Genomic DNA, 26,115 nt, shown 5'->3' on the forward strand with positions numbered 1-26,115 from the left:
AGACGGGACTCCTCGTATGGCCCTGTTAATCGCCATCGGTGGCGCGGTCCTCCTCGCGCTCATCTTGGTGCTCTTCGTGCTCTCTCGGATCAAGGTGGCTGGACCGAACGAGGCGTTCATCGTCACCGGTCGCAAGGGCCGCACCACGCAGACCGCCGACGGCGGGCGGTCGACCGACAACTCCGGGCAGAAGGTCGTGCTGGGCGCCTCGGTCTTCGTGCTGCCGGTGGTGCAGAAACTCCAGTCGCTCGACCTGTCCAGCCGGCGGATCGACGTCGGCATCCGGGGCGCGGTGAGCAAGCAGGGCATCCGCGCCGACCTGCACGGTGTGGCGATCGTCAAGGTCGGCGGCACCGAGGACGCGATCCGGGCCGCCGCGCAGCGGTTCCTGCACCAGCAGGACGAGATCGACAACTTCACCCGGGAGGTGCTCGCCGGGGCGCTGCGCTCGATCGTCGGCCGGCTCACCGTCGAGGAGGTCATCCGGGACCGGGCGGCGTTCGCCAGCGCCGTGGCCGAGGAGGCCGAGCACTCGATGACCAACCAGGGGCTGGTACTGGACACCTTCCAGCTCCAGGACATCCTCGCCGAAGGGTCCTACCTGCAAGACCTGGGCCGACCCGAGGCCGCGCGGGTGCTCAAGGACGCGGCCATCGCCGAGGCCCGCGCCCGGCAGCAGGCCGAACAGGAACGACTGCTCGCCGAGGAGGCCATCGCGGAGGCGAACCGGAACCTCGCCCTCAAGCAGGCCGGCATCCAGGCCGAGATCGACGCGGCCAAGGCGAAGTCCGCCGCGGCCGGCCCGCTCGCGCAGGCCGAGCGTGACCAGGCGATCCTCTCCGAACAGCAGAAGGTCGCCGAGCGCAACGCCGAACTCAAGCAGCGCCAACTCGACACCGAGGTACGCAAGCCGGCCGACGCCGCCCGGTACAAGGTGGAGCAGGAGGCCGAGGCGTCCCGCAACGCGGCGGTGCTGCACGCGGACGCCCAGCGGCAGTCGGTCATCGCCGCCGCGCAGGCCTCCGCCGAGCAGGCCCGACTCACCGGTGAGGGCGAGCGGGCCCGGCGTGCCGCGCTCGCCGAGGCGAACGCGATCGAGGGCGCCAAGGAGGGTGAGGCCGAGCAGCGGCGGCGCTCCGCCATCGCCGAGGCGGTGGAGCGGGAAGGTCAGGCCGAGGCGGCGGCCATCCTGGCGAAGGGTGAGGCCGAGGCGGACGCGATGGCCCGCAAGGCAGAGGCGTTCGCCGCGTACGGCGAGGCGGCAGTGCTGGACCTGCTGGTCAAGGTGCTGCCGCAGGTGGTGCAGGCGGCCAGCGCACCGATCGGTGCGATCGACAAGATGACCGTCATCTCCACCGACGGCGCGTCGTCGCTGACGAAGTCGGTGGCCGGCAACGTGGCCCAAGGTCTCCAGCTCGGCAGCGACCTGACCGGGATCGACCTGGCCGGGCTGCTCGCCCGGCTCGGCGCTGGTGGTGCCGACGACCGCACAGTGCGCGCCGCCGATCCGGCGGCGCGGGGCGACACGCCGCCGACGGGCAACTCGGTCGTCCCGAGCACCCGCTGACCCAACGTCCTCCCGTCACCAGCGGCGCCGCCGAGCCAGACGGTTCGGCGGCGCCAGGTGCGGCCAGCGAAACGCCGGTCGGCCCGCCATGTTCAGCGGGCCGACCGGCGTCGGTCGAACAGGGTGTTGGTCAGGCGAGACCGAGGGTGAAGTTCTCCCAGGCCCCGAGCCCGTAGGTGAGGCTGTACCAGTCGATGTACCGGTTCGCGATGAGCGGCTTGGTACCGGCGCTCTCGGCGGTCACGGCCTTGTCGTTGGCGTAGGAGCCGAACATGACCGTGCCATCGGAGTTGTGGTCGATGATGTAGAAGACGGTCGCGTCGGTGATTGCCCCGCTGCTGGAGAGCAGCGGGTTGGCCCCAGCGGTCACGTACTTGTTGTTCACCAGCGTCCGCAGGGCGTAGTACTGGAAGCCGAGATCGACCAGCTCGTACCTCTCCCAGGTGCTGACCGCCGTGCCCCGGGCGATCAGCGGCTTGGTGCCCGCGCTCTCCGCGGTGACGAACTTGCCGTTCGCCGACGCCTTGAGGCTGATCACCGGGTTCGGCGCCTCCAGGTCGAACCTCTCCCAAGTACTGATCGCCGTGCCGCGAGCGATCAGCGGCTTGGTGCCCGCGCTCTCCGCGGTGACGTACTTGCCGTTGACCTGTGCCTTGAGGCTGACGCTGCCGTCGGTGTTGTTGACCAGCTGGAACTTCTCCCAGGTACTGATGGCCGGGGCAGAGGCGAGCAGCGGCTCGGCGCCTGCGGCCCTGGCGCTGACGTACTTGCCGTTGACCTTCGCCCTCAGGGCGACCAGACCGGTGCCGGCGGGAACGATGTCGAACCTCTCCCACGCGCCGAGGACGGTGCCACGCGCGATCAGCGGCTTGGCGCCTGCGGAATCCGCCGAAACCAGACGGTCGTTGACCCGGGCCCGCAGGCCCACGTCGGTACGGGTCGTCACCTCCGGCCCGATGTAGAGCAGCCGGTCCACGGAGGCCGTCGTGCCGAGCACGGCACCCGAGATACCGCTGGTCACGATGGCGTCCCGGACCCGGGCGGGGCTCCAGGTCGGGTTGGCGGCCAACCGCAGCGCGGCGGCACCGGCCACGTGCGGCGACGCCATGGAGGTGCCGTCACCGAGCACGGCGGCGGTGGCGCTGGCGATGCCCGCCGAGGTGATCCCCACGCCGGGAGCGAAGATGTCCAGGCACCGGCCCCAGTTCGAGAAGGTCGCCCGCATGTCGATCCGATCGGTGGCGCCCACCGTGATCGCCGCCGGCACCGCGCTCGGCGAGTAGTTGCAGGCGTCGTCGTAGCTGTTGCCGGCGGCGACCGCGTAGGTGATGCCGGAGGCGATGGACGTGGCCACCGCCTGCTCGATGACCGTGTCGCGGCCGGCGACGGTGCCGAGGCTCATGTTGGCGACGGCCGGCTTGGCGGCGTTGGCCGTCACCCAGTCGATCCCAGCCAGGATTCCTTCGGTGTCACCCCCGCCGCCGCAGTCGAGCACCCGCACCGCCACCAACTTGACGTCCTTGGCGACGCCGAAGGTGCTGCCGCCGAGGGTGCCGGCGACGTGCGTGCCGTGTCCCTCGCAGTCGTCGGCCACCGCGTCGTTGTCGATGAAGTCGTAGCCGTACGAGGCCCGGGTGCCGAAGTCCTGGTGGTTGATCTTGATGCCGGAGTCGATGACGTACGCGTGCACGCCGCTCGCCGACGTCGACGGGTAGGTGTACGACTTGTTCAGCGCCGGCGTCACCTGGTCGAGCCGGTCCAGACCCCACGACGGCGGGTTGGTCTGCGTACCGTTCGCCTGGTAGCGCAGCACCGGCTGGACCGAGGCCACGTCCTCGTGTGCCGCCAACCGCTTCGCCTGCGTCGCGCTCATCTGGGCCGAGTAACCGCGCACCGAGCGGGTGAAGACCTGCCGGACCTGCCCGCCGCTGCTCTTCGACAGTGCGGTCGCCGCCGAGCGGGTCTGCGCGGGGGTCGCCTTCTTGTCCTTCAGAAGGACGATGTAGCGACCCGGCACCACCGCGTCCGCCTTGTCCTTCGCCGCGGCCGCCGGGGTACGCGGGGCGGAGGGCAACTGCACCCCGCCCGGGTCGGCCATAGCCGGAGCAGCGGCGAGGACGGACGTCAGAGTGGTCACTGAGGCGAGCGCAAGGCCCGCCGCAGCCGTTCGGTATTTCACGCCACGGCTGATTCTCACATGGACTCCCCGTAAGGCAGATCAGCGCCTGTCCATGATGGACATCGATGCAGGCCGCCCTCTGGCGGCGCAAGACGGACGCTGGGATGTTGCCTAATCGTCCATGAGCGCCAATGTCGACGCTTCATCCGTTCGGTGGACAACGATGGCGATTCACCCGGTCTGTGGTCGCGAAAGTCGTGTCGACCTATCGAAGACCCTGTTCGTGAGCCCAGCGCAGCAACTCCGCCTCGGCAGCGTCGCGGTCCAGCGGACCGTGCTCGAGCCGCTGCTCCTTGAGGTGCTTCCACGCCCGCCCGACCACCGGCCCCGGCGGTACGCCGAGCAGCTCCATGATCGCGTTGCCGTCCAGGTCGGGTCGGACCCGCGCCAGGTCCTCCTCGGCGGCGATCCGGGCGATCCGCTCCTCCAGCGCGTCGTAGTCGGCGGCGAGCTGCGCAGCCTTGCGCCGGTTCCGGGTCGTGCAGTCCGAGCGGGTCAACTTGTGCAGTCGGGGCAGCAGGTCACCGGCATCGGCGACGTAGCGGCGCACCGCCGAGTCCGTCCACTCGCCCCGCCCGTACCCGTAGAAGCGCAGGTGCAGCGCGACCAGCGCGGTCACCTTCGCGGTGACCTCCTTCGGGTACCGCATCGCCTTCATCCGGGCCTTGGTCAGCCGTGCGCCGACCACCTCGTGATGGTGGAAGCTGACCCGGCCGTCGGACCCGACCGCCTTCGTCGCCGGCTTGCCCACGTCGTGCATGAGGGCGGCCATCCGCAGAATGAAGTCGCAGCCCTCATCCTCGAAGGAGACCGCGTTCTCGACGACCGTCAGCGTGTGCTCGTAGACGTCCTTGTGCTGAGCGTGCTCGTCGATCTCCAGCTTCAGTCCGGTCAGTTCCGGCAGGAACCGCTCGGCCAGCCCGGTGTCGACCAGCAGCCGCAACCCGGTGATCGGGTCCGCTCCGCAGAGCAGCTTGGTGAACTCGTCACGGACCCGCTCAGCGGTGATCCGGTCCAGGTCGGCAGCCATCCGGGTCATGGCCAGGTGCGCGTCCGGATGCACGGCGAAACGCAGCTGCGCGGCGAACCGGGCGGCCCGCAACATCCGCAGCGGGTCGTCGCCGAACGACTCACCCGGCGTGCTCGGGGTCCGGATCACCTTGGCCGAGATGTCCTCCAGCCCGCCGTGCGGGTCGGTGAACCGGTGGTCGGGCAGGCTGACCGCCATCGCGTTGATGGTGAAGTCGCGCCGCTTCAGGTCCTCGTCGAGGCTGGTGCCGTACACCACCACCGGGTTGCGGCTGACCTGGTCGTACGACTCCGCGCGGAACGTGGTGATCTCCAGCCGGAGACCGTCGCGCTGGGCGCCGATGGTGCCGAACTCCCGACCGGTCTCCCAGATCGACTCGGCCCAGCCCTTGATGATCCGCAGGGTCTCGTCGGGGTGCGCGTCGGTGCAGAAGTCGAGGTCATCCCCGAGTCGACCGAGCAGGGCATCCCGCACCGAACCGCCCACCAGGTGCAACTCGTGACCGGCGCGGACAAAGCGGCGGCCCAACTCGTCGGCGACCGGGGAGACCCGGAGCAGTTCGGCGACGGCGTTGCGCTGCGCGGCGGTGAGTTCGCGGCGATCGGCGGCGTGGGGAGCGGAGGCTTCGGACATGGGATCGCCAGCTTATCGGGCCGGGGTGTGATCCGATCCGCCGGGCGCGGGGTAACGGGTGGGGGTTGACTATGGTCTGTGGCGTGCGGGTCGGTGCCCGACTCGACGTACCCCTGGGAGGCTGGAGATGAGCGGCGGGCTCTACCGCAGCGCCAACGCCATGCCGGACGGTGACGTGCCGCCGGCTGACGGGGCGATCTTCATCTCCGCGGAGCCGCTGAACCAGCCAGCGGTGGAGGCCACGGCACCGCCGCCGGAGGTCGTTGCCGAGACCAGCGCCGCTGCGAACAGCGCGGTCATGGCGGTCGGCAGTCTGGTGAGCCGGGGTACCGGGTTCATCCGGAACCTGATGATCGGTGCCGCCCTCGGCAACCTGGTCGGCAACGCCTACACGACAGCCCAGTTCCTTCCTAACCAGGTGTACGAGTTCCTGCTTGGCGGCGTGCTGACCAGTGTGCTGATCCCGGTGCTGGTGCGGCGGCGCAAGAGCGACGCGGACCGGGGCGAGGCGTACGCCCAGCGGCTGCTCAGCCTCGCGGTGCTGGCGCTGGGGGCGGCGGCCCTGCTCGCCGTGGCGTCGGCACCCCTGCTGACCACCATCTACGCCAGCGGGAAGGACGAGGACTACACCGACCTGGTCACGCACCTGTCCTGGCTGATGCTGCCGATGCTCTTCTTCACCGGCGTCAGCGCGTTGATCGCCGCGGTGCTCAACACCCGAGGTCATTTCGCCGCGCCGATGTGGGCACCGATCCTCAACAACCTCGTGGTGATCGGCACGTTCGGCCTCTACATCCTGGTCTTCGGGGCGAAGGGGTTGCAGCCCGGGGAGGTGGGCCTGGGCCGGACCCTGCTGGTCGGTGGCGGCACCCTGCTCGGCGTGGCCGTGCAGACCGCCGGGCTGCTGCCGGCGCTGCGCAAGGTCGGCTTCCGTTGGCGGTGGCGGTTCGACTTCCGTGAACTGGGGCTGCGGGAGTTGGCCCAGCTCGGTGCCTGGATGTTCTGCTACGTCGCGGTCAACCAGCTCGGCCTCTTCGTGGTGGTCAATCTCCTCACCCGGGCCGCCGGCTCGGACCAGGCCGGCATCCTGATCTACAACAACGTCTTCCTGCTGCTGATGATGGCGCACGGCATCATCGCGGTCTCGATCATCACCGCGCTGATGCCTCGGATGGCCGCCGCCGCGGCCGACGGCCGGTTCCACGACGTCACCGCCGACCTCTCCCGGGGCGTCCGGATGGTCTCGGCGGTGCTCGCGCCGATCGCGGTCTGCTATGCCGTGCTGTCCACCCCGATCTCGGTGGTGGTCTTCCGGTACGGCGCGTTCAGCGCCGAGAACGCGACGGCCACGTCCACCGTGCTGTTGGCCGCCGCGCTCGCTCTCGTGCCGTTCGCGATCAGCCAGCTTTTCACCTTCGCCTTCTACGCGCTGCCGGACACCCGTACCCCCGCCCTGATCAACATTCCGGTGGTGGCGCTGCGGGTCGGCGTACAGATCGTGCTCTTCGCCGCGTTCGCGGCGCACTTCGCGGCGGCCGGGATGATGATCGGCAACGCGGTCTCCTACCTGGCGGCGGCGATCGGCTCTGCCTGGTTGCTGCGGCCTCGGGTGGGCCGGATCGGCCTGGGCGCCATCATGCGCACGCTGGGCCGGGTCGTGGTCGCGGCTCTCGGCGCGGCGCTGGTCGGATGGCTGGTGATCACCCTGCTGCCCGGCGACGACAAGCCGAGCTGGATCGAGGCTGCGATCCAGCTCGTGATCGGTGGCGCGGTGATCGGCGGGACCTACCTGGGTCTGGCCATGCTGCTGCGGATCGGCGAGATCACCGAGGTGGTTGGGATGGTCCGCCGACGCCTCGGTCGCTGAGCGCCAGCGCCTGATTACAACAAGTTGGCATTCATACGGACCGTGACTGCGGATCACCAGGCTGGGGATGCTCCTGTGGATAACTCCGCGATTCGCCGGTCAACCACCACATCGGCCTGTGGATAACCAACCGTACGGCTGAGGGTGGCAACCCGATCGGTGGGAACGTACGAGGCAGCGCGAGCGCCGCGCCCGCCCAGCCCCGGCGTCGGTCACTTGCGGTGAAGCCGTAGATTAGCTAGTACATGTGCCAGCAACGTGGCTGACAACGGTCGTAACCGGACGAGTTCTCCGACTGCCGGAACCCCGCCAGGTACGGCGGGAAGATGACATGTCGGAGAGACGGGCAACCCGGGTAAGGTCGCTCTCGACGGGTACGGCAGGGGCCGACGCTGCGCGTCGACACCGGTCGGCCGGTTCCTTCAACGGCAGAGCGGGAAGCCACATGCCCAGCAGTTCGGGTTCATCGATCGACACGATCACCGAGGGAGGACGGGTGACCCAGGTCGGCGAGGGTCAGGAGGCGGACGAAAGCGCTCCTCCGGTCATGACCTTCGGTGCTCCCACGGCCGGTGAAGTCCTCGCCGAGCGGTACGAACTGGTTGAGCACATCAACAACGACAGTGCGGGTCGGCTGGTCTGGCGCGGGGTCGACGTCATCCTGCGACGCCCGGTTGCGGTCGTGCTGCGGTACCCGGGTGGCGACTCCGCCACCGAGATGCTTCAGGCCGCCGTCGCGGCCAGCCGGGTCATCCACCCCAACCTGGTCGGCGTCTACGACGCGATCGACGAGGCCGACCGGGCGTACGTGGTGCGCGAGTGGGTCGACGGGCAGTCCCTCCGGGACCTGGCGGCCGACGGCCCGCTGGACCCGGCTCGGGCCACCGCGATCGGCAACGCCGTCGCGAGCGCTCTCGCCGCGGTGCACGCCACCGGCATGGTGCACGGCAACGTCCACCCCGGCACCGTCATGATCAGCGACGAGGGTCGGGTGGTCCTAGCTGACGCCCGCACCGACGGCGCCGACAGCCAGGAGAACGACATCCGGGCGGTCGGCGGTGTCCTCTACTTCGCTCTGACCGGTTACTGGCCGCACACCGAGGCGCCGCTGCATGGTGCCACCGCCGGCCACGGCCGCGCCGCGATCCCGGACGCTGTTCGGGACGCCACGGGAGGGATCGCCGCACCCCGCCAGGTCCGGGCGGGCGTTCCGGCGTACCTGGACGACCTGACCATGGATCTGCTCGACGCCGAGATCGCGCCGCCGTCCTCCGACGTGCTCGCCGCTGAGCTGGCGCGACTGGACGTGCCGGCCGAGGAGGAGCACTACCTCGACAACAGCGGGCCGCTGCGGTTCGCCGCCGACACCGAGGAAGAACCGTCTCCGCTGGCCGCAGCCGGGGGCCGCAAGGTCGCCGTGGGCATCGCCGGCCTGCTCGCCGTCGCCCTGGTCGGTCTGCTGATCGGGATCAGCGCGCTGGGGGACGACGACAAGGACCCGCCGTCCAACCCCGTCGCCGCGCCGACCTCCAGTGCCCCGGCCGGCGATACCACCCCGGCCGCCGCGACGGCCCGCAAGCTGACGGTGAAGGACGTCCGGATCATCGACCCGGACAGCAAGAACCGCAGTGAGGTCGACGGCGCCGAGAAGGTCATCGACGGTGACGAGGACAAGGGCTGGGAGACGGAGACCTACCGGGACCGGCCCAACTTCGGCAACCTGAAGAAGGGCATGGGCGTCTGGATCGACCTCGGCGAGCCGCACAACGTCAAGTCGGTGCAGGCGGTGCTGTCGGCCACCGGAGCTTCCGCTCAGCTTCTCGCCGGCACGACCAACCCGCCGTCCAGCTCCAGCGGTGACAAGCAGTTGGTCGCGAGCTACAAGACCGCCATCGGCCAGCCGTTCGAGGATCACGACGGCACCACCATGACGTTCAACGGCTTTGACGCCGACCAGAAATACCAGTACCTGCTGTTCTGGATCACCGAGCTGGCTACGGCCGAGGGTGGGTTCAAGCTGGGGGTGCAGGAGATTACGGTCCAGGGGTCGTGAGCCGGGCACCACGATCCGGGCTCGGCATTCGCTGGACGCGGTGATGGACGGGCGCGACGCAACGGACCTGGAGCTGCTGCGCGCCCACGTCGCCGGAGACCGGAACGCCTTCGCCGAGCTGTTCCACCGACACCGCGACCGGTTGTGGGCGGTTGCCCTGCGGACGCTCGGCGACCGTGAGGAGGCGGCCGACGCCCTCCAGGACGCCCTGCTGTCGGCGCATCGGGCGGCAGCCCGGTTCCGCGGCGACTCGGCAGTCACCACCTGGTTGCACCGGATCGTGGTCAACGCCTGCCTGGACCGGATCCGCCGCCGGCAGGCGCACCCCACGGTGCCGCTGCCGGACGGCAACCGGGTTGAGGACGGATCGGGCACCGGTGGGTTGGAGCCGGCGGCTCCGGCAACGGACCACGACACCGTGCTGGTGGTCCGCGAGGCGCTCGCCGCACTGCCTCTCGAGCAACGCGCCGCGCTGGTACTGGTGGACGTACAGGGCTATCCGGTCGCCGAGGTCGCCCGCATCCTCGGCGTCGCCGAGGGGACGGTGAAGAGCCGGTGCGCCCGGGGCCGGGCGCGGCTGGCCGTGCTGCTCGGGCATCTCCGCCCCGCCGCCGTCGCGACGCCTTCGGCCCGACCGGACCCGGCCTCCCCGGTCCCCGGCGTGCCCGGCGTCACGCCGGGGAACCCCGGTCCGGTGGAGGGCGTCGGATCGGGGTCGGGCCGATACCGGCGGGACGCCAACCAGGAGGAAACGTGACGACCGAGGGGTTCCGAGAGGTCGACGCCGACCTCCTCGCTGACTACCTCGGCGGGGCGTTGGAGGGCACCCCGCAGCAGGACGAGGTCGCCCAACTGGTGTCTGCGGACCCGGCCTGGGCCGGGGCGTACGCGCTGCTGGCCCCCGCCGTGACGGAGGTCCGGGCGGACCTGACCCGGTGGGCCGAGCCGCCCCCGGAGATGCCGCAGGCGATCGCCGACCGTCTGGTGGCCGCGCTGGCCGGCGCGGAGCCGACGAGCGACAGCTCGACCGCCGAGGAATTGACCGCCACGCCCGGGGTCCACCCGGGCGGGGACGCCGCGACGCCGTTGGTCGTACCGGTGCAGGGTGGGGCCGGCCGCCGGCCGGCCGTCTCCACGTCGGTGGGGTCGGTGCGGCGGGCGTCCACCGGTCCGGGCCGCCGCCAGCGCGGCTGGGCCCGTCGCGGCGCGCCGGTGGCCGCCGCCGCGATCGCCGTCGTCGCGGTCGCCCTGGGCCTCAACCAGCTGTCGATGCGGGGGGCATCGGAGGATTCCGGCGCCACCAGCGCCATGGACCATCCGGCCAGCGCGCCCGAGGGCGTCGCGGGGGCCGGAACGGTCCGCACCACCGGGCCGGCACTGCACAGCGGCACGAACTACACCCCGCAGACCCTCGGCAACGCCTACCGGATCTCCGAACCGAGCGCACCGGCGGCCAGCCGGGCGACCGGCAACCCGCCCAGTGGGCAGCCGGAGGTCGATGCCGAGGGCGGACGCCGTCCCGCACCCGACGGGTCGGATCAGCTGACCCGGCTGACCGACGAGGTCGCCCTGACCACCTGCCTGGCCAGTGTCGCGGCGGAGCACGGGTCCGCCCCCCTCGTGGTCGAGGTGATCGACTACGCCCGGTTCCAGGGCGACCAGGCGCTGGTCATTCACTTCACTGATGCGAGCGGAGCCCGGTGGGCCTGGGTGAGCGGTCCCGAGTGCGGCGTGCCCGGGTCCGGCTCGGACAGCCGGTATTCGGCGCGGGTAGGGTGAATCCACGGTCTATGGCACGATGGCCGCCCACGTGACCTGACCCACCGGATGCCCGGCTCGGGAATCCCCGGTTCGTACGATGACGTTCTGGAAGTCAGCTGCCGGCCCCACCCAGGCGTCGGCGACTCGGATCAGCATCGGTGCTCGCGCCGACGCCGAACACACACAACTCGGGAGACGGCAGTGGACGAGGTCCGCAACCTGATCATCATCGGCTCCGGGCCGGCCGGCTACACAGCGGCGGTCTACGCCGCACGCGCCAACCTGAAGCCGCTGATCATTGAGGGCGTGCAGTCCGGTGGCGCGCTGATGACCACGACCGAGGTGGAAAACTTCCCCGGCTTCGCTGACGGCATCCTCGGCCCCGAGCTGATGGACAACATGCGCAAGCAGGCCGAGCGGTTCGGCGCCGAGTTCCTCACCGACGACGTGACCCGGGTCGAGCTGGTCGACACCGGTGACGCCGGCTCCGGCGCGGTGAGCACCGTCTGGGTTGGCGAGACCGCCTACCGGGCGCGATCCATCATCCTCTCCACCGGTTCGGCGTGGCGCCCGCTGGGTGTGCCCGGCGAGCAGGAATACCTGGGCCACGGCGTCTCCGCGTGTGCCACCTGTGACGGCTTCTTCTTCCGCAACCAGCAGATCGTGGTCGTCGGCGGCGGCGACTCGGCGATGGAGGAGGCCACCTTCCTCACCCGCTTCGCCGAGTCGGTCACCATCATCCACCGTCGCGACTCCTTCCGGGCCAGCAAGATCATGGCCGACCGGGCGCTGAGCAACGAGAAGATCAAGGTCGAGTGGAACAGCACCGTCGAGGAGATCCTCGGCGAGGACGGCAAGGTCACCGGGGTACGCGTCCGCAACGTGCACACCGGCGAGACCAAGGTGATGGACGTGACCGGCGTCTTCGTCGCCATCGGTCACGACCCGCGCAGCGAGCTGTTCCAGGGCCAGATCGAGCTGGACGACGAGGGCTACGTGAAGGTCCAGGCCCCGAGCACCCGCACCAATGTGCCCGGTGTCTTCGCCGCCGGCGACGTGGTCGACCACACCTACCGTCAGGCGATCACCGCGGCCGGCACCGGTTGTGCCGCCGCGCTCGACGCCGAGCGGTTCATCGCGACGCTCAGCTGAAACAAGGAACACATCCCGGAGGAGGGGCATAGTGGGAACAACCAAGGCGGTCACGGACAAGAGCTTCGTCGCTGACGTACTGCAGGCCGACAGGCCGGTGCTGGTGGACTTCTGGGCGGAGTGGTGCGGGCCGTGCCGCAAGGTGTCGCCGCTGCTCGAGGAGATCGCCCGGGAAATGGGCGACCAGGTCACCATCGTCAAGCTCAACATCGACGAGAACCCGGAGACCGCTCGGGCCTACCGGGTGATGTCGGTGCCGACGCTGACCGTCTTCAAGAACGGCCAGCCGGTGCAGTCGATCGCCGGTGCCAAGCCGAAGGGCGAGCTGGTCCGGCTCATCGAATCGGCCCTCTGACCAGCAGAAACATTCACCGAACCCCGTACCCGCTCGGCGGGTGCGGGGTTCGGCGTTCTTCCCGGCCGCCCGGTCGACGTATTTCCCGGCCCAGCCACCTGGCCGCCCCGGAGCGCATAGCCTCAAGCCTGGGCCGCCCGGCCAGCCAGCGTCGTGCAGAGGGGGTCGTGCGTGCGTCCGATCCGACCCGGTGACCGGGGACCCGCGGTCACGGAGATCCGTACCATCCTGACCGGCCTCGACCTACTCACTGCCGCCGGCCCGCAGACCGACGAGTTCGACCTCGACACCGAACGGGCGGTCCGCGCGTTCCAACAGTCGCGGGGGCTCAGCGTGGACGGCCGGGTCGGAGCGGAGACGTGGCGCGCTCTGGACGCCGCCCGCTGGCGGCTCGGCGCCCGCACCCTCTACCACGCGGTCCCCGAACCGCTCGCCGGCGAGGACGTCCGGTCACTACAGGAGCGACTGCTGGAGATGGGGTACGACGTGGGCCGGGCGGACGCCATCTACGGTGTCCGAACGTCCCGGGCGGTGGCCCAGTTCCAGCGCGAGGTCGGGCTCACCCCCGACGGCTCCTGCGGCCCGCACACCATGAACGCGCTCCGCCGGATCGGCCGCAAGGTGGTCGGTGGCCGCCCGCAGTGGCTACGCGAATCCGACGCGATCCGGCAGTCCGGGCCGGCGCTGGTCGGCAAGACCGTCGTCATCGACCCCGGGCACGGGGGCACCGACCCCGGGATGGTGGTGCCCGACGGCTCGCTGCGCTGGACGGAGGCGGACCTGGTGCACGACCTGGCCAGCCGCCTGGAGGGGCGCCTCGCCGCCTCCGGGGTGCGGGTGCAGCTCACCCGGGGCCCGTCGCCCGACAGTTGTCTGCCCGACACCGACCGGGCCCTGCTGGCCAACTCGCTCGGCGCCGACGTGTTCATCTCGCTGCACCTGGACGGCCACGCCAACCCGGACGCGGAGGGCGTGGCGACCTACCACTACGGCACCGACAACGGGGTGACCTCGGCGACCGGCGAACGCCTGGCCGGGCTGGTGCAACGGGAGATCGTCGCGCGCACCGGGCTGCGGGACTGCCGTACCCACGCCAAGACGTGGGAACTGCTGCGACTGACCCGGATGCCCGCCGTCCGGGTCGAGGTCGGCTATCTCACCTCGCCGACGGACCGCGCCCACCTTGTCGACCCCCGGTTCCGGGACCGCGTGGTGGAGGCGATCGTGGCTGCGGTGCAGCGGATGTACTACCCGATCGAACGGGACGTTCCGACCGGATCCCTCGACGTCAGTGAGCTGCGCGCCGTCGTGGCCGCCGGCACCGTGGTCGACTGATCCGTCCCCCGGCGACGGCTACCGCGATGTCCGCGGTCAGCCGTTGGTGGAGCGGGTGGCCGGAGCGGGGCGTACCGGCCGGAGCAGGGTCTCCGGGCTCATCGACCCGAGCAGCTTCTCCAGCGCGTACTCGACGTCGGACTTCCAGCTCAGCGCGGTCCGCAGCTCAAGGCGCAGCCGGGGGAAACGTGGATGCGGACGTACGGTCTTGAAGCCCACGGAGAGGAAGAAGTCGACCGGTGCCACACAACCTCCGGCCGGGTCGTCCGCGTCACCGAACTTGGCGTCGCCGAACGCCTCGATGGCCTTGATCCCGCGCTTGGTCAGGTCCCGGGCGACACCCTGCACCAGCATCCGACCCAACCCGCCACCGGAGAACGCGGCGACCACGTTGGCGGTCATCAACAACACCGCGTCCGCGGAGACCGGCGAGGTCGGGAACGCCATCGAACGGGGCACGTAGGCGGGCGGGGCGTACATCACGAAACCGGCCGGCATGCCGTCGACGTAGGCGAGCTTGCCGCAGGAGCCCCACTCCAGCAGGGTCTGGGAGACCCACGCCTCCTTCTCCAGGCCCGGATCGCCAGCGGCGCACGCGCGGTCCGCGGAGACCGGATCGAGCTCCCAGTAGACGCACTGCCGGCACGGGCGCGGGAGGTCTTCCAACGTGTCGAGGGTCAGGCTGACCAGACGTCGCGACATATGGCGCATCCCCACAATAGGCTCGGTGGTAAGACCGGCATGGAACGACAGCGCCGCCTTCCTGCCCCCGACGAGCGATCGTACGCCGCCGATCGGCGATGCGGGAGGGGACGCGCAGATGCCCACCCCAGTGGGGGACGACGGGGACGGTCCGCCATGTGGTCGATCCGTCGCGGAACGGCGGCAAGCCGACTCTGGGCGACTAGGATCGACAATCGGTGTGCCCGCGCCCATGGTCAGCGGTGTGCGGGGTACCCGGGGCGGGAACCACCCGAGCAGCGATCGAGGTGAGGTCATGACCGGCACGACGCTCGACGACTACACCGACCGGTACGCCCGGCGGGTACGCGGGATGACCGCCTCGGAGATCCGAGCACTGTTCGCGGTGGCCAGTCGTCCGGAGGTCGTCTCGCTCGCCGGCGGCGCACCGTACATCGCCGCCCTTCCGCTGGACGCGGTCGGCGAAATGCTCGGCCGACTCGGTTCCGAGCACGGCGTGACCACCCTTCAGTACGGCATCGGCCAGGGCACCCTTGAGCTGCGCGAGCGGATCTGCGAGGTGATGTCGCTCTCCGGGATCGACGCCGCGTGTGGCGCCTCCCCGGAAGACGTCGTGGTCACCGTTGGCGGGCAGCAGGCACTGGACCTGGTGGCCCGGCTCTTCCTCGACCCCGGTGACGTGGTGCTCGCCGAAGGGCCGACGTACGTCGGTGCGCTCGGCGTGTTTCAGGCCGCCCAGGCACAGGTCGTCCACGTACCCATGGATGCGGACGGGCTGATCCCGGAGGCGCTGGAGGCGGCGATCGCCGACCTGGTCCGCGCGGGCCGACGGGTCAAGTTCCTCTACACCATCCCCACCTACCAGAACCCGACCGGCGTGACGCTCAGCGAGGAGCGCCGGGAACGGGTGCTCGACATCTGCGAGCGCGCCGGCCTGCTCGTCGTCGAGGACGACCCGTACGGTCAGCTGGGTTTCGAGGGTGAGGCCCCGGCGCCCCTGCGGGCCCGCCGCCGGGACGGCGTCTTCTACCTCAGCACCTTCTCCAAGACCTTCGCCCCCGGGCTGCGGGTCGGCTGGATCCTCGCGCCGCACGCGGTGCGCGACAAGCTGGTCATCGCCAACGAGGCGCAGATCCTCTGCCCCAGCGGCTACGCCCAGGCCGCGGTGGCCACCTATCTGAGCACGATGCCCTGGCGGCAGCAGCTCAAGGTCTATCGGGAGGTCTACCGGGAACGCCGGGACGCCCTGCTCGACGCGATGGCCGACCTGATGCCGGAAGGCACCAGCTGGACCACACCGGCCGGCGGTCTCTTCGTGTGGGCCACCCTGCCCGACGGGCTCGATTCGAAGGCCATGATGCCGCGAGCGGTCGCCGCGCGGGTCGCCTACGTACCCGGCACCGGCTTCTACGCCGACGGCACCGGCACCGGCACCATGCGGCTCAATTTCAGCTTCCCGCCGCCGGAGCGGATCCGCGAGGGCGTCCGCCGGCTGGCCGGTGTGATGGAGCAGGAGATCGCCATGCGCCGGGTCTTCGGCGCCGTGGGTGGCGCGGCGGGTCGTCGCGGCCGGGCCGGCTCCGACGTGCCCGGGCCCGACTTGGCATGATGCCGGCATGGGTACGACCGCCGAGCGCCTCCTCGTGACCGATTCCGCAATCTCGGCCGACCTGCGCGTCGTGGTGCTCGCGGGTGGGCTCTCCTACGAACGGGACGTGTCACTGCGCTCCGGGCGTCGGGTGCTCGACGCGCTACGTGCCGTCGGCGTGGAGGCCGAGCTGCGGGACGCGGACGTGGCGCTGCTACCGGCGCTCCAGGCCGATCCGCCGGACGCGGTGGTGATCGCACTGCACGGTGCCACCGGCGAGGACGGCTCCCTGCGCGGGGTGCTGGATCTGTGCGACATCCCGTACGTCGGCTGCGACGCTCGCGCCTCCCGGGTCGCCTGGGACAAGCCCTCGGCGAAGGCGGTGCTGCGCGAGGCCGGCATCCCCACCCCGGAGTGGGTAGCCCTCCCGCACGACCGCTTCTCCGAGCTGGGCGCGGTCGCCGTGCTGGACCGGATCGTCGACCGCCTGGGCCTACCCCTCATGGTCAAGCCGGCGCAGGGCGGGTCCGGGCTGGGTGGCGCGGTGGTCCGGGACGCCGCAGCGTTGCCCGCCGCGATGGTCGGCTGCTTCGCGTACGACTCCACGGCGCTGGTGGAGCGGTACGTGCCCGGCATGGACGTGGCGGTCTCCGTGGTCGACCTCGGCGATGGCCCGAAGGCACTGCCACCGGTGGAGATCGTGCCGCGCAACGGCCTGTACGACTACGCCGCCCGCTACACGGCGGGACGGACCACCTGGCACGCACCGGCCCGGCTGGAGCCGGAGGTGGCCGCCACGGTTGCCGACGTGGCCCTCGCCGCGCACACCGCGCTCGGTCTGCGGGACCTCTCCCGCGTCGACGTGATCGTGGACGCGGCCGGTCAGCCACACGTGCTGGAGGTCAACGTCTCGCCGGGTATGACGGAGACGTCACTGCTCCCGCTCGCCGTGCAGGCGGCGGGTCTGGACTTCGGCCGACTCCTCGGCACCCTGGTTGCCCGGGCGGCAGCCCGCCTCACCGTCCACTGACCTATCCGCCAACCCCTCGGACCGCCGGGCACCCGCCCGCGAATCGGCCATGAGGGTGGCCGGCCGGGGCCAACCTCATGGCCGATTCCAGATCAGTGGTTCGCGGGTACGTCGGGTGCGTCGTTGCCGTTGGTCTGTGCGGGCACGGCCGGGGTGCTGGCGTCCCCGACGCCGTCCCGGGAGGTGGGCTTCCTGACTCCCGCACCGGAAACGCCCCCGCTGGAGACCTCGGAGGCAGCCGCGCTGGAGGTGCCCGAGGTGGTCTCGTCGACACTCCCGCTCACCGGGCCGAAACGGGGTCCGTCGGTGGTCGGCTCCGCCGGGCCGACGCGAGGGCCGTTGGCGGGCGCCTCTTCCGGGCGGTCATAGGGCGTCTCGCCGGTGGCGGCGCTGCCGGTGGCGGCGCCGCCGGATGCTGAGGCGGTGGATGCCTGGGCGTCGGCGGCCGAGATGCCGGGCAGGGTGGTGGCGGATGCCGGCCGAACGGATTCAGTCGCCGGATCGCCGGCCGTCTGAACGGGCTCGGCCGTCCGGTCGGCGCCGGTGGTCGCGGTCGAGCCGACATCCGTGGTCGCGGTCGAGCCGACATCCGTGGTCGCGACTGATTCGACCCCGGGGGCGCCGTCGGCGTCGGTCAAGTCGGGACCGGAGTCGAGCGCCGGCTCCGGAACCTCCTCGGCCGCCTCGATGACCGAGACCGCCTCCGCTGCGGCGGCTACCTCCGCTGCGGCAGCGGCATCCGCGGCCGCCGACTGTGCCAGCAGACTCGACGGAGCCTGCCACTGAATGCGGGGCGGCTCGGCGAGCGGACGGCCACCGAACTCGGCGAGCCAGGCGGCGACGAGCGCCAGATTTTCCCGCCACTGCGCCTCGGAGATCGGCGGCAGGATCGAGTCCCACAGGGACAGGAAGGTGCCCCGCAGTTGGAGGCGGCCGTAGGGCCGGGCGAGGAACCACATGTGCAGGTGAGCCGAGCCATCGCCCCACCGATTGACGTGCACCCGCGCCACACCGTCGAGAGACCGGATGGCCCGCTCCAGACGGACGGTCATCACGCCCAACTCGGCGGCCAGCAGGTTCGGCAGGTCGCCGAGATCGAGGTGGGTGCGCGATTCCAGGATGAGCACCATGGGCAAGCCGGTGGGCCGGTCCATGGCGCGTACCCGCCACCGCTCGCCCACCCAGATGTAGGCGTCGTCGGGTGCGTTGCAGGCGGTGCATTCCCGGAGACCCTCGCCCTTCCGAGGCGGTTCGACCGGGACCGGATCATCGAGTTGCTTCACGTGAAGGTCGCCCTCGAAGGGGAACGACGGCCACTGGGTGAAGTCCGGGACTGAGGGAGGGGTGTCGTGCACGACGCTGACCCTAACCGAGTCTGGCACCGCTGTCCCTACCTGTTTGAGCGGTCCCGTCCCCACCGGATCGGTGCCCGGCGTCGGCCGGGTCCGGGTGGTCGCGCGGGCACCGGAAGGCGATATCCACAGGCTGCCGAGATCCTGAACACAGGCCGTCATCCACAGGCTCACACCCACTCCCACGCGCTGTTTCACGTGAAACGAGGGGTGCCTGTGGACAACCGGTGTGGATAACTTTTCGGCCGGACGGTCGTTATCCGCGACCACCGAACTGGCGGACGTCGGTTGATCACTGGGGCGGGTGCCCGAGCGGGGGCGCTCCGAACGCTCATGTCGCGCCACTGGCCGGCTGGGCGCTGCGTCGCAGCCGGCCGGTACAGCTCGAACCTGCGGCGGCACCCATCACCGCGCGGCCGAAACGTGGCGGACGACACGGGGCCACTCGTCACGCCCGGCACCGGAGGATTCTCGATCAGCCCCAGCGGGCTCCGTTTCACGTGAAACCAGGGACGCGGCGGCGGCGTTGCCGGCGGGGTCGGCCCGGTTCGTCGGTCGGCCCGGTTCGTCGGCCGGCCCAGTTCGTCGGTCGGCCCCGGCCTGTCGGTCGGCCCGGCCTGTCGGTCGCCTTCGCCAAGTTCGTCCTGAAGGACGCACTGCGGACCTCGGCACGCCTAACGACGCCCCAGCGGATGCGTTACGCGCCGCTCAGCGGCCCGCTGGCGCTTCGACCGGGGCTGGGGGTGGTTGCGGTTGAGTGGGCCATCTCAGAGCCTTCTGCGGCGCGTGTAGGCGGCTCCGCTCGCCTGCACCGGCTCACCGTCATCGCCTGCTGTTCCCACGCGCCGCCTCCGCGCGCCGCCACTCATCGGCCGTCTCACGCCGCTAACGGATTCGCGCCCGTCGCCCGTCGGCCACGCCGCTCCGGTCGAAGCGAGACCGTCGAATGTTTCACGTGAAACGCGGCGACTCGGGACGCAGAACGGCCGCGCCCCCGTGGGTAGCGCGGCCGTGGACGAGAAGGGGCGGACTCAGTCCCCGCTCTCCTCCTGCTGCACTCCGATGATCCCGACGATCCGCTCAAGGTCGTCCACCGTCGCGAACTCGATCGTGATCTTGCCCTTGCTCCGGCCGATGTCCACCTTCACCCGCGTGTCGAACCGGTCGGACAACCGATCGGCGAGATCGGTCAGGGCCGGCGCGTGCGCCTTGGGTCGCCGCTTCCCGGTCTGACCCCTCGCCGGCCCGTCGTTCAGCGTCAAGGCCACGATTTCCTCAGTCGCCCGGACCGACAGTCCCTCCGCCACGATCCGCAGCGCCAACTGCTCCTGCGCCTCAGCCTCGTCGAGGCTCAGCAGAGCGCGGGCGTGCCCCGCCGACAGGATGCCGGCGGCGACCCGACGCTGCACCTGCGCGGGCAGATTCAGCAGTCGGATGGTGTTGGAGATCTGCGGGCGGCTCCGGCCGATCCGGCGCGCCAACTCCTCGTGGGTGGCCCCGAACTCCTCCAGCAGTTGCTGGTAGGCGGCGGCCTCTTCCAGAGGGTTCAGGTTGGCTCGGTGGATGTTCTCCAGCAGGGCATCGCGAAGCATGGCGTCGTCGCGGGTGTCCCGAACGATCGCCGGGATGCTCTCCCGCCCCACCGCCTGGGCGGCCCGCCAGCGCCGCTCGCCCATCACCAGTTCGTACTTCTCGTCGTCGAGCTGTCGGACGACGATGGGCTGAAGGAAGCCGACCTCCTGGATCGAGGTCTTCAGCTCCTCCAGTGCCTCCTCATCGAAGACCTGGCGGGGCTGCTTCGGGTTGGGCATGATCGCGTCGACCGGGATCTCGGCGAATCGAGCACCCGGCACCGGGCTGAGCGTGGGCTCCGGCTCGTGGACTGGCGCTCGGGCGGGCACGGTGGAGACCGCCGCGGAGCCCGCGTCGTCCACGTGCTCGTTCTCCGGCTCGGCCGTCGCGGTGCCGGCGGCACCCGGCGCCGGCCCGGTCGGGATCAGCGCCCCCAGGCCCCTACCCAGACCGCCCCGAGGACGGTTCTTCATGCCACGCCTCCCAGCGACTCGTCCGCACTACGCATTCCGGCCCACCGGCTCCTTGACGCCTCGCTCGGCGATCTCCTGGGCGGCCTCGAAGTAACTCGTGGCGCCCCGCGAACCGGGATCGTAGGTCATCACCGACTGGCCGTAGCTCGGTGCCTCGGAGACCCGGACGTTGCGGGGGATGACCGCCTGGAGAACCTTGTCGCCGAAGTGGTTCCGGACGTCCTGCTCCACGGCGTCGGCCAGCCGGGTACGGCGGTCGTACATGGTGAGCAGGATGGTGGAGACATCGAGCTTCGGGTTGAGGTGTTGGCGCACCAGGTTGATGTTGTTGATCAACTGGTTGAGCCCTTCCAGTGCGTAGTACTCGCACTGGATCGGGATCAGCACCTCCTGCGCGGCAACCAGAGCGTTGACCGTGAGCAGCCCCAGCGAGGGCGGGCAGTCGATGAAGACGTAGTCGAACTCGCCCGGGTAGGCGGCGATCGCCCGGTCCAGGCGCGACTCCCGTGCCACCACCGACACCAGCTCGATCTCCGCGCCGGCCAGGTCGATGGTCGCGGGTACGCACCACAGGTTGGGGATACCCTCGACCGCCTGTGCCACCTCGGCCAGCGGCACACTGTTGATCAGGCAGTCGTAGACGTCCGGGATGCCGGTGTGGTGCGGGACGTTGAGCCCGGTCGAGGCATTTCCCTGCGGGTCGAGGTCGACCACGAGCACTCGGTTGCCGTGCAGGGCGAGCGCCACCGCAAGGTTGACGGTGGTGGTGGTCTTACCCACGCCGCCCTTCTGGTTGGCGACGCACATGACCCGGGTCCGGTCCGGCCGAGGCATGGTCACCTCGCCACTGGGATTCAGGATCTGCACGGCGCGCATCGCCTCCATAGCCAACGGTGGGTCATCCTCTTCGCGCGTCGGGGTTTCACGTGAAACGTACGTAGGGTCGGCCGCCACGGCAGCCAGCGACTCGGCCGAAGCAACCGGCACGTCGGCGACCACCGGCGCGGAGTCCCGAACGACGGCCGCAGTCGGTTGATGCGGAACCGCCGGCTCGAAGCGAACCGCCGCGGCGGTGTTGCGGCGACCCGAGGTCGACCGCACCTCGGCGGCGTTGACCGGTCGACTCAATCCTTCCGCCGACCGGCGGGCACCCGCCGGATCCGGACCGGCCGCGTCCTCCGACCGCCCGGCCGTCGAGGATTGGTCGAGCACTGCCGCCGAATCGCTGTCCGTAGGTCGGATCGATGGCCCGGTCGCGCCGGGCGACCAGCTTGGGTAGTCGGTTTCACGTGAAACGGGATCGCTGGTCGACCCGGTCACGCGTGGATCGTCGTACCTGCCGTCGTCATGCACCTGTCATCCCTGCCCGCTTCGGATGGTCGGTCCGCGCCCCGGTCAACTTGGCCGCATCCACGCCCGCATCCCGGAGCGTACGGCCCAAGGGAGCGGTCGGAGACCCGCGACGTCCGTCACCCGCTCCACACTATCGACGCGCGGTCAGCCTACGGCGGACGGGCGCGGCCGGTCCACGTCGGGTTCTCATCCCCTCGTCCATCCGTACCGGTACAACGAGGCAACCCACCGGCCGGAAGCCCGATGGCACGAAGTGTCAACCTCGGCGGGAGCGCCCGCCCCGGGCACGCTTCTTGGCCGCCGGGCGGGAGCCGATCATCCGCTCACGCACGATCTCCACGACGGTGGTCGGCGGATCGATCACCCCGACGCCGCAGAGCCGCACGGCTGGCTCTCCACCGCCGAGTCGCGCCACCACCTCGGCGTGCTCCTCGATCTCGGTTGCGGCGGACGACCCCTTGAGCGCCAGCAGCCGGCCGCCGCGAACCGCCAGAGGAAGACTCCAGCCCGCCAGCCGATCCAGTGGCGCGACCGCGCGCGCGGTCACCACGTCTCCGCTGATCGGCTCCCGGCCGCTCGACCCGGTGGCCGCCTCGTCGGCCCGGCCCCGGAACACCCGCACCGACCTGGCCAGACCGAGTCGCTCGACGACCTCGATCAGGAACGACGTCCGTCGGGCGAGTGGCTCGATCAGCGTGACCGTGAGGTCGGGTCGGGCGATGGCCAGGACGAGGCCCGGCAGACCAGCACCGGAGCCGACGTCGAGCACCGTGGCGCCGGTCGGGATCCGCTCGGCGACCGCAGCGCAGTTGAGCAGGTGCCGATCCCAGATGCGGGGTGCCTCGCGGGGGCCGATCAGGCCGCGGACCACCCCGTCGGTGGCCAGCAGTTCGGCGTACGCGGCGGCCAGGTCCAGCCGATCACCGAAGAGGGTCAGCGCGGCCGGAGCCAACTCGGGCGGCAACGCCGCGTCGGCTGGCGACGGGGCGGTTGGTTTGGCGTCGGAGGTGTCGGGCCGGACAGCGGACGGCCCGGGCGGCGTACCGCCCGGGCCGGACACGGCGTCGGCCGTGGTGTCGTCGTGGGTCACCCGGTCAGTCCGCCGGCCGTACGACGATGCGCCGGTTCGGCTCCACACCCTCGGACTCGCTCGCCACGCCGGACATGGCGTTGACGACGTCGTGCACGCACTTGCGCTCGAACGCGGACATCGCCTCCAGGCGGACCGGCTCGCCATACTCCTTGACCTTCTCGACGGCGTTCTTGGCGACCGCGGCGAGTTCCTTGCGGCGGTTGGCCCGGTAGCCACCGACGTCGAGCAGCAGACGGCTCGGCGTACCGGTCTGCCGGAAGACGGCGAGGCGGGTCAACTCCTGAAGAGCCTCCAGGGTGGCTCCGCGCTGACCGACCAGGTTCTGCAGTCGCTCGCCGACCACCTCGACCATCGGACGGCCGGCGGAAACCAGCTCGTCGATGTCGCCGTCGTAGTCCAGGATGTCGAGCAGCCCTTCGACGTAGTCGGCGGCGATCTCGCTCTGCCGGAACAGGTCGCCCTCGCCGACTGCCTTCTTCGACCGGGCGCCGGACACGGCGGTGTCGGTGTCGTCGTCCGCCTCGGTGTCGTCGTCCTCGGTGTCGTCGCCGTCCACCGCGAGCGTCGCGGTCTCCTCCTCGTCCAGGGACTGCTCGGCGCGGGGGATGCTGGTCTCGGTCACGGTCTCATCTCCGTACTCGCTCGGCCGGACCGTCGGGTCCGACTGGTTTCCCGGGGCCGGCGGGAGGTCGCCGGTGCCCCCAGGCACGTCTGTACGGGCAGTGTCGCCCGTGGCCGCGCAGCGCGCGGTCGGTTCCGTCCGGCGCCGGCCATACGGCGGCTGCGCGGTGCGGAACGGGCCGCCGTCGGATCACCGGCGGCGGCCCTTCCAGGTCAGCCCTGCCGCTTGGCGGGGCGACCCTTCTTCGGGTTGTTCATCGGCTTGGCACCCGGCTTCGGCCCGGCCACTTTGGGAGCGGCGGCCTTGACCGGCGCCGGCGGAGCCGTCTTGCCCCGACCGAACAGGCCGCCGGACTTGGCGGGCTGCACCGGGTTGCGGCTGGCGGCGGGGGCGGTGGCCTTCTTGGCGGTCACCGGCGGCGGGAACTTCCGCAGCACCCACTGCTGCTGGCCGAGGGTGAAGAGGTTGTTGGTGACCCAGTAGATGATCACACCGATCGGGAAGATCGCGCCGGAGATCAGCAGCGAGGCAGGGATGCCGTAGAGCATCAGTCGCTGGATCATCCGCTGCTGCGGGTCCTCGGCCCAGCCGGTCTTGAGGATCATCTGACGGCTGGTCAGGTAGGTGGTCGCGATCATGACCAGGACCAGGACACCGGCGATGACCTTGACGGTGGTGCCGTTGGCGCCGAGGCTGGCCAGCTCGTCGGCGGTGGAGCCGAACTTGCCCGCGATCGGGGCGGTGAAGAGCTTCGCCTGCGAGGCGCTCTGGAACTGATCGACGGTCCAGCCGTAGAGGGTCTTGTTCGGCTTGTCCGGGTCGAGCCGCCGCAGCACGTGGAAGAGGCCCAGGAAGACCGGGATCTGAAGGAACATCGGAAGGCAACCCATCAGCGGGTTGGCCTTCTCCTTCTTGTACAGCTCCATCATTTCTTTCTGGAGCGTCTCCCGGTCACCCTTGTGCTTCTCCTGCAGCTCCTTGACCTTGGGCTGGAGCGCCTGCATCGCCCGCTGCGACTTGATCTGCTTGACGAAGACCGGGAACAGGATCACCCGGACGGTGACCACCAGGAAGATGATCGACAGAATCCAGGCGAAGTTGGTGCCGATCACCGCGCCGACCGGCACCCCGATGGCGTCCCAGGCAGAGTGCCAGGTCAGCAGGATCCACGAAATCGCGTAGTAGATCCAGTCGAGACTCAGACTCAATTCGGGGCTCCAGTCACATCAGCACGACGGCGGCCGCCCGGCTCCGGCACCGGGTCATATCCACCAGGGTGAAAGGGGTGGCAGCGCAACAACCGCCGGACCGCCAGCACGGCTCCCCGGAGCGCGCCGTGCCGGGCGACCGCCTCCTGGGCGTACGCGCTGCACGACGGGTAGAACCGACAGCGAGCCGGCAGGGCCGGACTTATCCACCGACGGTACGCGATGATAGGCGCGATCAGCACCTTGGCACCGGTTGTGGACGGGCCCGGGCTGGTCTGCTCGGTGCCGCTCATCGAGGCCGCCGCTCGCGGGGCGACCGGGCGACCGCGATGGCGGCGTCCAGGTCGGTGGCGAGCCGGGGGTACGACGCCTGCGCCGCGGCGGGAAGCGCCCGGACGACCAGGGTGCTGCCATCGGGCAGGGCGGTCAGCCGTTCCCGGACCAGCGCCCGCAGTCGGCGCCGGACCCGGTTGCGGGTCACCGCGTTGCCGACCGCCTTGGACACGACGAAGCCGGCACGGGACGGCGCGGACGACTGATCCGCACTGTTGTCCCGTACCGGCTCCGGCAAGGTCGGTGTGCTGGGGTCGGCGGTCACCGGCAGGGCCAGGTGGACCACGACGGCGCCACGTCCGGCGCGTCGGCCACCGCGAACCGCTGCGGCGAAGTCAGTGCTGCGCCGCAGTCGCTGTGCGGCGGCCAGCACGACTGCCCACGTCCCCTGGACCGGCCCGGTCGGCTCAGGCCGACAGGGTGGTGCGACCCTTGGCGCGACGGCTCGACAGGATGGCACGGCCGGCACGGGTGCGCATGCGCAGCCGGAAGCCGTGGGTCTTCGCGCGCCGGCGGTTGTTCGGCTGGTAGGTGCGCTTGCTCACGTCAGGCTCTCCGTTTTCGTACGCGCCCCGCGCGACGGGATCGCCGGGGTCGTGTGGTGGTCCAGGCCACCTCGACGGTGGCCCACGATCGGTGCTGTCCGGCGGAGCAGGACCTCGGCGATGCGGGGATGCGACCGCGGACAGCAAGCACCCATCACCCTAGCAGAGGGCGAGAAAGCAGCCGTTCCAGCCTACGCAGGGGGGCAATGACCGTCAAACACCCCGAGCAGCGGGCAACAGGACGCGCCCGAGGCCGAAGGGTGGTTTTCGCTGATGCCGACAAGGGCACCGCCGCGTCGCCGGTTGATGGCG

The 26,115-nt window shown here is 70.7% G+C and carries 22 protein-coding genes; 10 read left to right on the top strand and 12 right to left on the bottom strand.

The window, feature by feature from the left end; all coding sequences use genetic code 11:
- Window positions 1-16: 16 nt before the first annotated feature.
- Complete coding sequence (locus tag ACIBF8_RS14655; protein WP_396783300.1) at window positions 17-1,567, top strand: flotillin family protein; 1,551 nt, start codon at window positions 17-19, stop codon at window positions 1,565-1,567.
- A 130-nt stretch (window positions 1,568-1,697) separates the two neighbouring features.
- Here ACIBF8_RS14655 and ACIBF8_RS14660 read toward each other — a convergent pair whose 3' ends face one another.
- Together ACIBF8_RS14660 and ACIBF8_RS14665 are read right to left on the bottom strand one after the other, a co-directional pair.
- A complete protein-coding gene (locus ACIBF8_RS14660) occupies window positions 1,698-3,704 on the bottom strand; it encodes a S8 family serine peptidase (RefSeq protein WP_396783302.1) in 2,007 nt (668 codons plus the stop codon).
- A gap of 247 nt (window positions 3,705-3,951) precedes the next feature.
- Entirely contained in the window at window positions 3,952-5,409 is a 1,458-nt protein-coding gene (locus tag ACIBF8_RS14665; RefSeq protein ID WP_396783303.1) for a CCA tRNA nucleotidyltransferase, read from the bottom strand.
- A gap of 127 nt (window positions 5,410-5,536) precedes the next feature.
- On the opposite strand from ACIBF8_RS14665, the gene murJ reads away from it, so the two are divergent.
- The 7 genes from murJ (at window position 5,537) to ACIBF8_RS14700 (ending at window position 13,932) form a co-directional block, all read left to right on the top strand.
- Window positions 5,537-7,276, top strand: coding sequence for a murein biosynthesis integral membrane protein MurJ (gene murJ, locus ACIBF8_RS14670; RefSeq protein WP_396783304.1), 1,740 nt, complete (start codon window positions 5,537-5,539; stop codon window positions 7,274-7,276).
- A 445-nt stretch (window positions 7,277-7,721) separates the two neighbouring features.
- The gene (locus ACIBF8_RS14675) at window positions 7,722-9,329 is read left to right on the top strand and encodes a protein kinase family protein (protein WP_396783305.1); all 1,608 of its coding nucleotides are present in this window, start codon (window positions 7,722-7,724) and stop codon (window positions 9,327-9,329) included.
- 43 nt (window positions 9,330-9,372) lie between these two features.
- Window positions 9,373-10,086, top strand: coding sequence for an RNA polymerase sigma factor SigM (gene sigM, locus ACIBF8_RS14680; RefSeq protein ID WP_396783307.1), 714 nt, complete (start codon window positions 9,373-9,375; stop codon window positions 10,084-10,086).
- A complete protein-coding gene (locus ACIBF8_RS14685; protein ID WP_396783308.1) occupies window positions 10,083-11,108 on the top strand; it encodes a hypothetical protein in 1,026 nt (341 codons plus the stop codon). The genes sigM and ACIBF8_RS14685 overlap by 4 nt, the downstream gene beginning before the upstream one ends.
- A gap of 183 nt (window positions 11,109-11,291) precedes the next feature.
- Window positions 11,292-12,242, top strand: coding sequence for a thioredoxin-disulfide reductase (gene trxB / locus ACIBF8_RS14690; RefSeq protein ID WP_396783309.1), 951 nt, complete (start codon window positions 11,292-11,294; stop codon window positions 12,240-12,242).
- A gap of 31 nt (window positions 12,243-12,273) precedes the next feature.
- Complete coding sequence (gene trxA, locus ACIBF8_RS14695) at window positions 12,274-12,597, top strand: thioredoxin (RefSeq protein WP_396783311.1); 324 nt, start codon at window positions 12,274-12,276, stop codon at window positions 12,595-12,597.
- 171 nt (window positions 12,598-12,768) lie between these two features.
- A complete protein-coding gene (locus tag ACIBF8_RS14700) occupies window positions 12,769-13,932 on the top strand; it encodes an N-acetylmuramoyl-L-alanine amidase (RefSeq protein ID WP_396783312.1) in 1,164 nt (387 codons plus the stop codon).
- A 36-nt stretch (window positions 13,933-13,968) separates the two neighbouring features.
- Here the strand turns inward: ACIBF8_RS14700 and ACIBF8_RS14705 are convergent, their stop codons facing one another.
- A complete protein-coding gene (locus tag ACIBF8_RS14705; RefSeq protein WP_396783314.1) occupies window positions 13,969-14,634 on the bottom strand; it encodes a GNAT family N-acetyltransferase in 666 nt (221 codons plus the stop codon).
- 295 nt (window positions 14,635-14,929) lie between these two features.
- Here ACIBF8_RS14705 and ACIBF8_RS14710 point away from each other — a divergent pair, with 295 nt between their 5' ends.
- Both ACIBF8_RS14710 and ACIBF8_RS14715 read left to right on the top strand, forming a co-directional pair.
- Window positions 14,930-16,243 carry a PLP-dependent aminotransferase family protein gene (locus ACIBF8_RS14710; protein WP_396783315.1) on the top strand — a complete coding sequence of 438 codons (1,314 nt, stop codon included), beginning with the start codon at window positions 14,930-14,932 and terminating at the stop codon, window positions 16,241-16,243.
- A 7-nt stretch (window positions 16,244-16,250) separates the two neighbouring features.
- Window positions 16,251-17,252 (top strand): D-alanine--D-alanine ligase, encoded by a 1,002-nt coding sequence (locus ACIBF8_RS14715; RefSeq protein WP_396783316.1) that lies wholly within the window; start codon window positions 16,251-16,253, stop codon window positions 17,250-17,252.
- Window positions 17,253-17,344: 92 nt separating this feature from the next.
- Here ACIBF8_RS14715 and ACIBF8_RS14720 read toward each other — a convergent pair whose 3' ends face one another.
- The 9 genes from ACIBF8_RS14720 to rpmH all read right to left on the bottom strand — a co-directional run bounded on the left by ACIBF8_RS14720 (window position 17,345) and on the right by rpmH (window position 25,803).
- On the bottom strand, window positions 17,345-18,607 hold the full coding sequence (locus ACIBF8_RS14720; protein WP_396783317.1) for a hypothetical protein: 1,263 nt from the start codon (window positions 18,605-18,607) through the stop codon (window positions 17,345-17,347).
- A 1,028-nt stretch (window positions 18,608-19,635) separates the two neighbouring features.
- Entirely contained in the window at window positions 19,636-20,649 is a 1,014-nt protein-coding gene (locus ACIBF8_RS14725; protein ID WP_396783318.1) for a ParB/RepB/Spo0J family partition protein, read from the bottom strand.
- Between the two features lie 27 nt (window positions 20,650-20,676).
- On the bottom strand, window positions 20,677-22,002 hold the full coding sequence (locus ACIBF8_RS14730; RefSeq protein WP_396783320.1) for an AAA family ATPase: 1,326 nt from the start codon (window positions 22,000-22,002) through the stop codon (window positions 20,677-20,679).
- Window positions 22,003-22,258: 256 nt separating this feature from the next.
- Window positions 22,259-22,966, bottom strand: a complete 708-nt coding sequence (rsmG, locus tag ACIBF8_RS14735) for a 16S rRNA (guanine(527)-N(7))-methyltransferase RsmG (RefSeq protein WP_396783758.1) — start codon at window positions 22,964-22,966, stop codon at window positions 22,259-22,261.
- Between the two features lie 130 nt (window positions 22,967-23,096).
- Window positions 23,097-23,717: a protein jag gene (locus ACIBF8_RS14740; RefSeq protein ID WP_396783321.1), complete on the bottom strand. Its 621-nt coding sequence runs from the start codon at window positions 23,715-23,717 to the stop codon at window positions 23,097-23,099.
- Between the two features lie 212 nt (window positions 23,718-23,929).
- Window positions 23,930-24,919, bottom strand: a complete 990-nt coding sequence (gene yidC, locus ACIBF8_RS14745; protein WP_396783759.1) for a membrane protein insertase YidC — start codon at window positions 24,917-24,919, stop codon at window positions 23,930-23,932.
- Between the two features lie 2 nt (window positions 24,920-24,921).
- The gene (gene yidD / locus ACIBF8_RS14750; RefSeq protein ID WP_396783322.1) at window positions 24,922-25,218 is read right to left on the bottom strand and encodes a membrane protein insertion efficiency factor YidD; all 297 of its coding nucleotides are present in this window, start codon (window positions 25,216-25,218) and stop codon (window positions 24,922-24,924) included.
- On the bottom strand, window positions 25,215-25,631 hold the full coding sequence (rnpA, locus tag ACIBF8_RS14755) for a ribonuclease P protein component (protein ID WP_396783324.1): 417 nt from the start codon (window positions 25,629-25,631) through the stop codon (window positions 25,215-25,217). The genes yidD and rnpA overlap by 4 nt, the downstream gene beginning before the upstream one ends.
- Before the next feature lie 34 nt (window positions 25,632-25,665).
- Window positions 25,666-25,803 (bottom strand): 50S ribosomal protein L34, encoded by a 138-nt coding sequence (gene rpmH, locus ACIBF8_RS14760; protein WP_007453904.1) that lies wholly within the window; start codon window positions 25,801-25,803, stop codon window positions 25,666-25,668.
- Window positions 25,804-26,115: the final 312 nt, after the last annotated feature.

Origin of the sequence: Micromonospora sp. NPDC050276 (assembly GCF_044459545.1) — a bacterium.
Lineage (GTDB): Bacteria > Actinomycetota > Actinomycetes > Mycobacteriales > Micromonosporaceae > Micromonospora.